This window comes from Anoxynatronum buryatiense (assembly GCF_900182905.1).
Lineage (GTDB): Bacteria > Bacillota > Clostridia > Peptostreptococcales > Tindalliaceae > Anoxynatronum > Anoxynatronum buryatiense.
In genome coordinates this window covers 316785-330047 of record NZ_FXUF01000002.1, presented here as the reverse complement: position 1 = coordinate 330047, position 13263 = coordinate 316785, and the positions used below count along the sequence as shown (strand labels likewise).

At 48.3% G+C, this 13263-nt stretch carries 8 protein-coding genes; 1 reads left to right on the top strand and 7 read right to left on the bottom strand.

Annotation, left to right across the window (positions count from 1 at the left end):
* Positions 1-2: 2 nt before the first annotated feature.
* From uvrB to ftsE, 5 genes are all read right to left on the bottom strand, one after another.
* Positions 3-2036 carry an excinuclease ABC subunit UvrB gene (uvrB, locus tag QOL74_RS04230; protein WP_283408285.1) on the bottom strand — a complete coding sequence of 678 codons (2034 nt, stop codon included), beginning with the start codon at positions 2034-2036 and terminating at the stop codon, positions 3-5.
* A gap of 79 nt (positions 2037-2115) precedes the next feature.
* A complete protein-coding gene (locus QOL74_RS04225; RefSeq protein WP_283408192.1) occupies positions 2116-3330 on the bottom strand; it encodes a S41 family peptidase in 1215 nt (404 codons plus the stop codon).
* A 181-nt stretch (positions 3331-3511) separates the two neighbouring features.
* Positions 3512-4651 carry a murein hydrolase activator EnvC family protein gene (locus QOL74_RS04220; protein WP_283408191.1) on the bottom strand — a complete coding sequence of 380 codons (1140 nt, stop codon included), beginning with the start codon at positions 4649-4651 and terminating at the stop codon, positions 3512-3514.
* Positions 4652-4686: 35 nt separating this feature from the next.
* Positions 4687-5583 (bottom strand): permease-like cell division protein FtsX, encoded by an 897-nt coding sequence (gene ftsX, locus QOL74_RS04215; protein WP_283408190.1) that lies wholly within the window; start codon positions 5581-5583, stop codon positions 4687-4689.
* Complete coding sequence (ftsE, locus tag QOL74_RS04210; protein WP_283408189.1) at positions 5573-6259, bottom strand: cell division ATP-binding protein FtsE; 687 nt, start codon at positions 6257-6259, stop codon at positions 5573-5575. Before ftsE ends, ftsX begins: the two co-directional genes overlap by 11 nt.
* A 125-nt stretch (positions 6260-6384) precedes the next feature.
* Here ftsE and QOL74_RS04205 point away from each other — a divergent pair, with 125 nt between their 5' ends.
* Positions 6385-6960 carry a 5-formyltetrahydrofolate cyclo-ligase gene (locus tag QOL74_RS04205; RefSeq protein ID WP_283408188.1) on the top strand — a complete coding sequence of 192 codons (576 nt, stop codon included), beginning with the start codon at positions 6385-6387 and terminating at the stop codon, positions 6958-6960.
* Between the two features lie 154 nt (positions 6961-7114).
* Here the strand turns inward: QOL74_RS04205 and QOL74_RS04200 are convergent, their stop codons facing one another.
* Positions 7115-9556: a Lon protease family protein gene (locus QOL74_RS04200; protein ID WP_283408187.1), complete on the bottom strand. Its 2442-nt coding sequence runs from the start codon at positions 9554-9556 to the stop codon at positions 7115-7117.
* A 253-nt stretch (positions 9557-9809) separates the two neighbouring features.
* Positions 9810-13031, bottom strand: a complete 3222-nt coding sequence (locus QOL74_RS04195; RefSeq protein ID WP_283408186.1) for a phosphodiester glycosidase family protein — start codon at positions 13029-13031, stop codon at positions 9810-9812.
* Positions 13032-13263: the final 232 nt, after the last annotated feature.

Sequence of the window (13263 nt, the reverse complement as noted above, 5' to 3'; positions counted from 1 at the left end):
AATCACACCTCTTTTTTTGTCTTTGTTTTGTCAACAGTGATATATGTGTCGGGCTGCATGCTGCGAATGAGTGCAATCTCGTCCCGCAATGCTGCCGCTTTTTCAAATTCAAGGTTTCGGGCAGCTTCCTGCATCTGTTTTTCAAGACTTCGAATCAGTTTTGCCGCCGTTTTGCCTGATGGCAGCGAAGCCTGTGCTGCCTCACTGTCTGTCTGATAGCCAGCTTCTCCCTCAGCCACTTTTGTGGCTTCAATGACATCCCGCACTTTTTTCATAATGCTGCGGGGAATAATGCCATGGGCCTCATTGTGTGCCACCTGAATCTGGCGCCGCCGGTCTGTCTCGTCAATGGCTCGACGCATGGAAGGGGTAATTTTATCGGCGTACAGGATCACGCGGCCTTCCACATTCCTGGCGGCCCGGCCAATGGTTTGAATCAACGAGATCTCTGATCGGAGAAACCCTTCTTTGTCGGCATCCAGAATGGCTACCAAAGACACCTCCGGCAAGTCCAAGCCTTCCCGCAGCAAATTGATACCCACCAGCACATCAAAAACACCCAACCGCAGATCGCGGATAATTTCCAGTCGTTCCAGCGTTTCCACATCCGAGTGAAGATAACGTACTTTCACGCCCGATTCTGACAGATATCGGGTAAGATCCTCGGCCATTTTTTTGGTCAGTGTGGTAATCAGTGTTCGCTGTTGTCCTTCAACACGCAGTCGAATTTCTCCCAGCAAATCGTCAATCTGCCCTTTTACCGGTCGAATCTCAATCATGGGATCCACCAAGCCGGTGGGCCGCAGGATCTGTTCAGAAATTCGCTGGCTATGCTCCATTTCATAGGGGCCTGGTGTTGCACTTACGTAAACCGCCTGACTGATGAGAGATTCAAATTCCTGAAAGTTTAACGGGCGGTTGTCAAGGGCGGAAGGCAGCCTGAAACCATACTCCACCAGTGATTCTTTTCGTGACCGGTCGCCGCCAAACATTCCCCTGATTTGTGGAATCGTGACATGGGATTCATCAATCATCAACAGAAAATCCTTTGGGAAATAATCAATCAAGGTGAATGGCCGGCTCCCCGCCGGTCGCCCTGCCAGGTGGCGTGAATAATTTTCGATACCGGAGCAAAAGCCCATCTCACGCAGCATTTCAATATCATATCTGGTGCGTTGTTCAATGCGCTGAGCCTCCACCAGCCGGTCCCTGTCCTTGAACCACTTGATTTGATCTTCCAGCTCTTCTTCAATGCACGTTACTGCCCGTTCCACTTTTTCTTGCTGTGTGGCGTAGTGGGACGCCGGAAAGATTGCCACGTGCTGTCGGCTTCCGATAATTTCACCTGTAATGGTGTTAATTTCAAGGATGCGTTCAATTTCGTCACCAAAAAACTCGATTCGCTGGGCATTTTCTGCAGAAGAGGCCGGAAAAATTTCCAGTACATCTCCTCTTACCCGAAAGGTTCCCCTGGTGAAACTGATGTCGTTGCGCTGGTACTGAATATCAATGAGTTTGCGAATAATTTCATCCCGGTTGCGTTCCATTCCCACTCGCAAAGAAACCATCAGTTCCTGGTAATCTTCCGGGTCACCCAGTCCATAAATGCAGGAAACACTGGCTACAATCAGCACATCGCGCCGTTCAAAGAGAGCGGCTGTCGCCGAATGCCGCAACTTGTCAATTTCGTCGTTAATGGAAGAGTCTTTTTCAATGTAAAGGTCCCGGTGAGCCACGTAAGCCTCCGGTTGATAGTAGTCGTAATAACTCACAAAGTACTCTACTGCGTTGTCTGGAAAAAACTCCCTGAACTCACTGCACAATTGGGCGGCCAGGGTTTTGTTATGGGCGATGACCAGTGTGGGCCGCTGTACCTGCTCCACCACTTTGGCCATGGTGTAAGTCTTTCCAGAGCCGGTAACACCCAGCAGTGTCTGATGTCTTAATTTTTCATTGATGCCCCGGCTGATGCTTTCAATGGCCTGGGGCTGATCACCCATCGGCCGATAATCCGCCACTACTTTAAAGGGGTTCATCTGTTTCATGATACCATCATTCTCCCATTTGTTATTCGCCTTGAGATCATTTGGGTAATGTTAGAATACCCACAGCCCTTTAGGACCCCTGCAATAATTCAATGGCTTTCTGCAGCTGTAAATCATTTTCTTCACTCACTTCGTGCATTTCATCCAGCAACTCTTCAGGAATTTCCACCACCACATCAGGCTCAATTCCCGTGTCATGAATATACCTGCCATTGGGTGTGAAGTACTGAGAAACGGCGTACTTAAATCCTGTTCCATCGGGCAGCTGCTGTAACTCCTGTACAAGTCCCTTTCCAAAGCTGGTGGTACCCACCAGCGCACCTCGTTGATGATCCTGTATGGCGCCGGCCAAAATCTCTGAAGCACTGGCACTGCCTTCATTTATAAGAACTACAAGTTCCATCTGATACATTTTTTTGTCGGACATTTCTTCTCTTCGGTTGCCATGCCGGTCTTCTGTATAGACGATTAGCCCTTCTCCCAGCAAGAGGTCTGCTATACGGTTGGCCTGATTCAGCAAGCCGCCCGGATTATTTCTCAGATCAAGGATCAACTGAGTCACACCGCTTCGCTCCAGGGTATCCATATGAGTCTGGAAGTCTCTTGCTGTCTGTTCATCAAAAGAACTGATGCGCAGATACCCGATGTCGTTCTCCATGATTTCTGATCTGACAGATTGAATGCGGATGGTTTCCCGCATAATGATCACTTCTGTGCTCTCCCGCTGATTTCGTTTCATCAGCTCCAAAACCACTTCTGTATTCGGCTCACCTCGCATAAGAGCGACGGCATCATCCAGCCGGTTACCGCTCACTGACTGGTCATCCACCCGTAAAATCCGGTCACCCGTCGCCAAACCGGCCCGTTCTCCCGGTGTTCCTTCAATGGGTGAAATCACGCTCACAAAACCATCTTCGTCAGCTGTGACAATGATACCAATGCCGCCATAGGTGCCTCTGGTGCTCATCATCAAATCCGAATAATCCCGGGCATCCAGGTAGGTGGTATATGGATCTTCCACCGCTTCAAACATGCCCCGAATGGCACCATCCAGCAGGGTTTCTTCATCAAGTTCCTGGTAATACTCCTGCAGTAAAAATTCTTTTAATGATGTCAGCTTGTATAGTCCACCGGTATCTTCCTGCATCTGCTGGTACATCTGCCTGCTGATAATCACGTGGTCGCCCACCTGCAATGCACGGATATTGCTGACCACCAGCGTGGTAAAAGCCGTGAGCAGCACGAGCAATACTGCTCCTATAAATGCACTTCTTTTTCGAATCATTGGACACGCTCCTTGCTGTCAGTAAATAGTCATCAGTTCCCTTACCATTGTACCTCAAAAAGAAAAGCAACACCACCCGAACAGTGAAATGACTTCAAAGAAAAACTGATCTCAAAAGCAATAAACCCGATCACCTGTTTTAGATCGGGTTTCTGTTGTTCATTCTGATTCAGTTCAGGAATTAACGTCCTATCCAGGGGTTTGGATCCACATACTTGCCATTTTCACGCACTTCGAAATGCAGATGCGGCCCGGTGGACATCCCGGTGCTGCCAGCCTTGGCAATCACTGATCCCTGAGTTACCTGCTGCCCTTCAGAAACCAGCAACTGGCTGTTGTGGGCATAAAGGGACATGATTCCGCCACCATGATCAAGTATGACAGTGCGTCCATACCCTCCCTGTGTGCCTGCAAAAGCCACTCTGCCGGAACCCGCAGCAATAATGTTGGTACCAGTTGGGGCAGGAATATCAATGCCGGAATGGAATCGGTTGGTTTTCAGAATGGGATGCAGTCGGTTGCCGTATTCAGAAGAAACCCGTGTATGCCCGGGCACCGGCCATTTCATCACGCCGCCGATGTAGTCGCCTTCTGACTGTAGTTTTAACAGCACCTGTTCCAAATCTTTCGCTTCTTTTTCCAGCTGATCAAGCTGCCTGGCAAGGGCCACTTTGTCTTCTTCCAGCTCCTGTTTCAACCGTTCCTGTTCTCCCCGGGACACCAGCAATACCGACCGCTGGTTTTCCATTGCCAGCTGCAGTTCGCTAAGGTGACGCCGTCCTGCTTCCAGCTCAGCTTTTCTGTCTTCCACAATCATCCGCTGTTCATCCAGAAACTGAAGAAGCTCCACATCATAATTGACAATGGTTTGCACCATATCAAGATTACTCATTAGTTCTGTAAAATCACGGGAATTAAAAAGTACTTCTGCATAGGCCACATTTCCGCTTCGATACATGGCATCCAGTCTTCGGGCCAAAAGGTCTTTCTTTTCATCGATCTGCATGGCCGCCAGCACCAGCTCGTCTTCAGCATGGGCAATGCGGGTTTCGGTATCAGTAATTTGCTGCTGCAAGCTGCTAATCTCATTTTGTGTATTGGCAATGGCGGTTCCAATTTTACTAATCTCCGCACTCACGTCCCGTTGCTGGCTCTCGTTTTCTTTTAACTCACTTGTGATTCCCTTTTGCTGCTGCTGCAATCGCTCCAGCTCTCGATTGACCTGGTTGATCTCATCGTTTCCAAAAGTGGTTGTTGTCGATAACAGCAACCCTGCCATAAGCATGTAAGTAATGGTTTTGATTATTTTTTGATGCTGCATCTACATTCCTCCCCTTTCGCAGGATCTTCTGTCTCTTAAACTTCCAGGAATCTTCGCAGTGAAATGATGCTTCCAAGGGCTCCCACACCGGCACCCAGCACAGCGAACATCACCATGGTGCGCCGCATCATTTCTTCCACTGTCAACAGATACGCACTGAAAATAACAAAGAAGCGGGTGGCAATCATGTCAAAAATAGACTGATATCCCATGTAAACCAATCCCAGCGCAATGGCTGCCCCAATGAATCCCAGCAATGTGCCTTCGATGAGAAATGGCCATCTGACGAACCAGTTGGTGGCTCCCACATATTTCATGATGTTGATTTCCCTTTTTCGGGCATTGATGGTGAGTTTGATCGTGTTGGAGATAATAAAAGTGGCAATCATAATGAGAATGACAATCACCGCCAGACCAACTGAGCGAATCAGCCCGGCCATACGAATCAGATTGTCGATAATATCCCTGTAATATTTAACTTCATCAACTCCCGGCAGCGTGTTCAGCTCACTGACAACCCTGTCAGACACGTTGATGTGACTCACATGAACAATATATGAGTTGGGAAGCGGATTTTCTTCCAGTGTATCCAGCAAATACCCCTGGGTTCCCCATCGATCTTTCATTTTTGCCAAGGCCGATTCTTTGGATTCATAGAGCACGTAGGAAACACCGGTAATCGCCGTCATGTCCTGGCCGAGGCTTTCAATGGCCTCAGGGGTCAGGTCATTTTCCAGGTATACCTGAACACTGTCAAATTGTGTTTGTGCCAATCCTGCCAGATGGCTCATGTTCAGCACCAACACCATCATCAGTCCCAGAATGGTCAGAGAGGCTGCCACTGAACTGATGGAGGCGACGCTCATTCCACGATTACGCCAAATTCCTTTAAAGCTCTGCTGAAGAATATACTGAAAGCTTCTAAGTTTCATACCCGTAGATCCCCCTTTGTGCATCCCGCACAATGCGGCCTTTTTCAAGGGCAACTACGCGCTGCTGCATCACATCGACGATGTCTTTGGCGTGGGTGGCCATTAAAATGGTGGTTCCCCGCCGGCTGATATGCCGCAGCACCTTCATCACTTCCCAGGCTGTCTCGGGGTCCAGATTTCCTGTGGGTTCATCAGCAATAAGTATAATGGGCCGATTCACAATGGCCCGGGCGATGGAAACCCGTTGTTTCTCGCCGCCAGACAACTGATGCGGGTACTGCTTCGCCCGATCGCTGAGTCCCACCATTCCCAGTACCATGGGAACCTGACGACGAATATCTTTTGGTGATGCACCCACCACCTGCATGGCAAATGCCACATTTTCATAAAGTGTTTTCTCTTCCAGTAACCGGAAATCCTGAAAAACCACACTGATTTTTCTTCGGAGATAAGGTACCTTTCGTCTGGAAAACCGGGTGATGTCTTCATTATCCACCAGTATGCAGCCATCGGAAGGTTCTTCTTCTTTCAGTAACAATTTAATAAAGGTTGATTTGCCGGCGCCGCTGGGGCCGACCAGAAACACGAACTCACCTTTATTGATCTTTAGGTTAATGCCATTTAATGCCTGCACACCATTATCATAGGTTTTATGAATATTACGGAATTCGATCAAATGATTTCCACTCCCAGGGTCAATACCTTGAAATATCAGGATTCTTCTCTTATTATAACGTCAACCTCTACTAATTGCAACGAAATCTGTTAAAATGAAATAAAGAGACTGAAAGGAGCATGTTTATGAAAGAGCTCATGCGTCAGCAGATTCTGAATAAGAGGAACCAGCTATCCGCTGAGCAGGTCATGTCAAAATCAACACTGATTATCAACCGTCTCATGGAACAACCTGAACTGCAGCAGTCCATCAACATTATGGTATACCTGGATTTTCGCAATGAAGTCAAGACAGATGACTTGATTCGGCGCCTGCTGGAGCAGGAGAAACAGGTCTTTATTCCCGTCACAAATCCCGCCACTCATACCCTCATGATTTCTCAGTTGGAGGATCCTGCAAAAGATCTGGAGAGGGGACACTTTGGGCTTCTGGAACCAAAGTCAGAAACGCTGCGGCCAGTTGACCCAACACTCATTGATCTGGTGATTGTTCCAGGGCTGGTTTTTGATCATGAAGGTTATCGAATCGGTTTTGGCGCCGGTTACTATGACCGTTTTCTCCCGACCCTTCGTTCTGGTGTGCCGCTGATTTCTTTGCTTTATGAACTGCAGCTGGTCGACCGGGTTCCCCGGGAACCCCATGATGTGCCCGTACATCTTCTCATCACTGAGCACCGAACCATCGACTGCAAGTCCACATGACAAAACTCCGTCGCTTAAACGGAGCTTGACACTGGAGACAAAAATAGTAAAAGCACAGGGTCTGGGAAGGGCAGCCATTTGATACATGCAAAACAGCTATCCTTTCCCCAGACCCTTTATCTTCTCCATCACCGCCTGCGACTTCACGTCACATTTATGATGATGATTTTATTTCATCCGTTTCTTTCTGTGCTGGCTTACCGCCACTTGCCTCCTCTTTTGCCTTTTCATACATGCTTTTCAATCGCTTGACCACACGGTTGTTGATAGTATTTGGAGGATACTCACCGGTTTCATCCGCTTTTCCTGCAGGAATACCTGTAAGGATCTCTATTCCCTCCTCTACATGACCAATAGCATATATGTGAAAGGTTCCTTTGCGAACAGCATCGATGACGTCATCTTTCAAAAGGAGATTTTTTACATTCTGCCGGGGAATGATGACGCCCTGTTCACCAGTGAACCCCATGATTTTGCAGACATCAAAAAACCCTTCAATTTTTTCGTTGACACCGCCGATTGGCTGAATTTCTCCCTTTTGGTTTACTGAACCTGTAACAGCAATGCTCTGCTTGATGGGCACTCTGGCTATGCTTGACAGGATACCATAAAGTTCAGTGCTGGAAGCGCTGTCACCATCGATCATGGAATAATTCTGTTCAAAACTGATACTGGCAGTCAGGGCAATGGGCTGCTCCTGTGCATACTGCGCACCCAAATATCCACTGAGGACATAGACTCCTTTTGAGTGAATGGGGCCACTCTTGGCCACTTCACGTTCAATGTTGATAATACCTGATTTTCCCCGATAAGTGGAAACTGTGATGCGGGTAGGCTTGCCAAAAGAATGTTCGCCCGTCCCCATCACCACCAGGCCGTTGATTTGCCCCACTGTTTCACCGGTGACATCCATGAGCAATGTGCCGTCTTCGAAAAGCTCATTGAGCTTTTCTTCATACTTGCTGTTTCGGTCAATTTTCTCCAAAATAGCCTTTTCCACGTGCTCCAGGTTTACCAATGGAGAATTGTCCATTTGTGCCCAGGCATCTGATTCATAGAGAATTTCCACCACTTGACTAAACCTGGTGGTCAGTTTGTTTTGATGATCTGCAAGCCTGGAACTGTACTGAATGACCCGGCAAACAGCCTCTCTGTCAAAAGGTTTCAACCCCACATCTTTGCAGTGAGTGGCAATGAACTTTGCCATTTTAAAAGTGTTTTCATCGGTACGATCCATTTCAGTGTCAAAATCTGCCATTATTTTAAACAGTTTTTTAAAATCTTCGTCAAGCGCGTAGAGAAGGCTATAGGTGTAGGCATCACCTATTAACACCACCTTCAGATCCAGCGGAATGGGTTCTGGTTTCAGCGTTGAGGTCACTGCGAGACCCATTTGCTGCGACAGATTTTCTATGTTGATTTCACCTGTTTTTAATGCTCTTTTCAATGCGTCCCAGGCGTATGGCTGCATTAATATTTCCCGGGTGTGTAACAGCAGAAACCCGCCATTGGCCATGTGGAGGGCCCCGGGCTTAATCTGCGAGAAATCGGTCTTCAATACTCCCATTTCATTTTTGTATTCAATAGCTCCGATAAGGTTGTAGAGGGTGGGGTTGGTTTCATTGATGATGGGAGCACTTTCTGCTTCGCTGTTGTTCACAAAAAGGTTGATCTTGTAACGCATTTGAAAGTTATCTTCACTGGATCGCCGAAGAAAAAGAGCTGCCGTTTTTTCCTGACTGTCTTCAGTTTTCCGAAAACGCTGGATATTTTCCACGATGTCTTTTTCAAGATCGTTAATGTACTCCCGAATTTCTTCCCGGTGATTATATCGACTGAGGAGTTTTTTGATATAGTAGTTGATGACATCATAACCCGTTTTTTCATCCAGCTTCTTCACATTCTGTCGCAGCAACTCTTCTAATTCTCTGATTTCGTTGAACATTTCAAAAGTCTGCAGGCTTAACTCATTGGATTTTTCACGCAGTTCTTCGATGGCTTCCATGGAAAGATTTTCATACTCTTCCTGGGTCATGGGACGCTCTTCCACCAGTGGTATTGTCATTAAACCATGTTCTGTCTCCTTAAATACAAAGCCATATTGCTGCGCCTTATCGTTTAACTCTTTGACCATTTCCTGATTTTTTTGCTGATATTCTTTGATGAGTTCATTTTTTTTAGTTTCATATTCGTTGCTTCGAAAAGCGGTCATGATTTCTTTTCGAATCTGCTCGATCATGCCTTCAATGTCTTTTTTAAATTGCTTTCCAACACCTGCTTCCATCCCCAGGGCTTTGGGTTTGTCCGGATTTTTAAAATTATAGACATACACCCAGTCCAGGGGTGGCGACATTTTTTCAGCAAATTCCCGAACAATGGATTGACTATAGCTGCTGCGCCCGGTACCACTGATACCTGAAATATAGATATTGTATCCCTTTTTGTTCATGCGAAGACCAAAGCTCAGTGCTTTGGCTGCCCGATCCTGACCAATGATCCCTTTTAGCGGTTCCAGTTCTTCAGTGGTGTGAAAATGAAAGTTTTCTGTTGCACAGAAGTGATTGAGCTGTTGCCAGTCCAGTCGGTATTGTTCCATGATGTGTACCCCCTTCGCTGATTCTGCTGACCATCATCGTTGATAGCAGTTAGTCTTTATATACCTACTTATCCTCATTTCATTCAAATACGGTTCTATCTGTATCAAAAAAGCAGCACAAATGGCTGCTTCAGACTGTAGACAAAACACGATAAAGGCAAGGGATTTGGTGAGGAGCAGAACGGAGTCAGCTGCCCTGGCCAAATCCCTTTATTTTCAACCTCAAACAACACACATGATTACTTTTATGCTGCTAAAAAATAACCGTTTCATTATCTGGATACCACTGGTATTCAATCCCCAGAGCGGCGGCGAATCTGGAAATGGGAACAAAGCTGCGGTCATTGGTGATTTCTGCTGCGACGCCCATATCGACAGCTTCATCCTCCACCCACAATTGGCGGCTGCCGATGGTCATCAGAAGAGCCTGCCCTTCTGAACCTCGGATCATCACTGTTTCACTCAATCCATCCCATTCCACATTTTCTCTGGGTATTCCCAGCGCTCTTGAAATGTGTGCCACCGGAACCATTAATCGTCCATCTTTGATGTAAGGTGCGGTATCCAGCGAGATCTGTTCGCTTCCCGCCATGTAATAACGTTGCCCCACCCTAAAAGATACTTGCTGGTCGTTCACTGGAATTGGTGCTGGCGTGCTGACAGTTTCCTGTACTTTTTCCTGCACTGCAACGCCTGGTATCGCAGTATTATCTGCCAAATTGATAAGTTGGTAGCTGAGCCGGCCACCACTCTGGTAAAGTGCCACGCCTTGTTGTCCGTTTCTGGCTACACCAATATAACGAACACCGTCACGCAGTTCCACCTCTGCACTGCCATTGCCATGGAATACAAAAACCTGCTTACCCTGGTCTGCCAGTTTTTTAAACTGCTCTCCCAGCAGGTCAGCTTCCAGTTCATCACCGAATCCCTGGGGACCCCAAATGGGCTTCGGCAAAAACACCAGAATTTGCTCTGGTAAACTCCCCTTCAGGGTATTCATCAACCATGGCCATTGCTGATAATTGGTTTTTCGCAGACCATCCTGACTGTTATCCAGATAAATGACCATTTGCTGGCCTGTCTGGTTGGCTGTGTGTCCGCCATTACCCCCAATAATACGATTTCCCGCCTGGCTTCGAAGTTCGCCAGTGACGTTCCCGGTCACGTAGATAGACTGGTACCCATTTTGCAGTTGACGCAACAGTTGCTGCGAAACAGTATTATCATCTCCGCCTCCATGCACCAGCCATTGGCCGTCTGCCTGTGCAGGAACCTTTCGCACTGGATCTGCCACCTGTCCGCCTGCCTCCTCCGGCGTCAGTACCGGCAATGTGAGTGGCGCCAGGAATTCGATACCGTCAAACAGCAGAGTGCCCCGGGTTTTAAAGAAGGGGTCGGTTTCCACCACGTAGATCCGCTCCAACACTGCCGGAAAAGTCACTCCCTGAGGCAGGTTGCCTTCCAGTGTGCTCCAGCCCGTCCAGTCAATTCCCTGTTTAAAGTCGACAGTGTGGGTCTGCCCTGAAGCATCACGCACCTGACCACGTATCCAGTGAGGCGCTGTTTCGGTGGCATTGACCCGCAGGGAAATGCGGCTGGTTTGCGCCGGAATCGAAATGCTCTGCCCAAAAACCACATAGGCTGCAGTGGTTTCAATGGCACCTGTAAGATCAAAATCAAGACGCAGGGCATTGGGGTTCACCGCACCGCCGCTCACCGTTGAAACGGAGCCTTTGACAGCAGCAGGATACCCCAGAAAAGCAGGCTGATAAGTTTCCAGGGAAGCCGCCGCCTGGCGTTGCATGCCAATGGACAAGGGGACTGCCGCCTGGTATCCGTTGTAGCTTGCCCGCAATACGGTGGTCCCTTCCCGTTGTCCTGCCTGATAAACACCATTGGAAAGCGTGCCCAATCCCTGTTGATCAGTGATCTGTACACGACTCATGGACAGAGGTGCACGGAAACCATTGGGATCAATTCCTTCCACTGTCACTGACATGGAAGCTCCCGGATTTAATGTGTAACGGGGTACATGAATTTGCAGCCCTGCCACTTCCGACAGTGCCTGGATCGTTTGACTCACACTTTTTCCCTGAAAAGATGCTTCCACAATCAAAGTGCCCGCAGCCTCTGCAATCAGCTGCTGATTTTCAACCCGTCCTTTGCCTTCCACCACTCGATAGGTGACCGCACCACTCTCAAGGGGATATGCCTGATAGTACGTGTCGTATCCCGACACTTGCAGGTTCATGGGCTGGTTGACAAAGACACTCTCCTGTCCGGCAGTGAACATAAGACCTGCCAACTCACCCTGGGGTGCTGTGGAAGTTACTGCAAGGCCATTGATGATGCGTCGCTGATTACCGTCAGAAGGGGCATTTACCACCTTCACTGCCGATTCTCCCAGTTGGCGAACTGCCATGGTGGTGGACCCGCCTCCATCCATGAGGATTGCCTGATCACTTCCCAGTTCAATCATTAATGCTGCCAGTTTCTGGCCATCAACACCGGTGTATGATCGGTGGCGTCCATCAATGGTTACCATGATCAGTTCGTTGCCAGCCCGGTTGATTCCCACTGCAGTTCGGGGATGATTTCCCGCAACCGGTTCTGAGAAGGAAACCGTCTGTCCGTTCCTGACCAGCACGGTACCGCCACCCACTGCCAGCTGGATATTCTGGAGATTCGGGGTTGTCTGATCATAAAAAGTGATGCGTTCTCCCTGACGGATTCCCTGAAGCAACAGTTGTCCATTTTGTCCGGAGGCCAGCAGCACATAACCATTTTCAGGTATCGTTACCGGCGGAAGCCCTCGACGAACTTCCGTTACCACGCCATCCGCAACCACCACTTCCACCAGATCCCGATACTCATCACCCGCCCCTGGGGATTTTTCGCCCCAATTGCGATCCATCATGGTGATCATATGATAATTCCAGGTAATTTTGTTGTATGCACTGATACTGAAAATTCCTCCGTTTTCAGTGGATACGTAGAGGTGATTATGCCAGTCGGTAAGGAAAGCCTGGCCTTCATTTGTGACAGCGAGGGTACTGTAGGGTTTCTCAAGTACAGGACTGCTGACAATACTGCCATCCCGCACCATGATTCCCATGGGTGAGTCCGGGTTTGTCAGATAGAAAAAATCAGCATTTATCCCCGCCACCGGATTCTCTGCCCGTTGAAGCATATTGGTTAATGATTCCCGCTGGCTGACACCACCGGCACTTTGAAGAAGATCCAGTTTGGTGTGTTGATCATTCAGATTCACCCGAATCACATTCACATGCTGCCACCCTTGCTCACCAAAGCGCAGGATGCGCTGGTAACTGGCTCCGCCTGCGATGTTTTCAGTGGTCTTTTCTTCAAAAAGCCACGTTTGAGCTGCCACCGGTTCCACCAGTGCACCAATGGAAACCAGGGTGGCAAGCCCCAGTCCAATCCATTTTTTCTTAAAGGAATATTTGTCGATCATTGACGAACCCCTCCCATGAGCCTATAAATCTTTTTTCGATGTTAATAATACTGATTGAATCATCTCATCCATCATAGACGAAAGCAAGCACTGATTGGTTACAGATCCATGACATTTTCCGGATATTCCGCGAACAGGTCTTTTGCCTCATCCAGTGGCAAAAGCCGCCCAAGGCGGCTCCAGACTGCAGACAAAATACTATCAAGGCAAGGGATGTGGTAGGCGGCTCTGT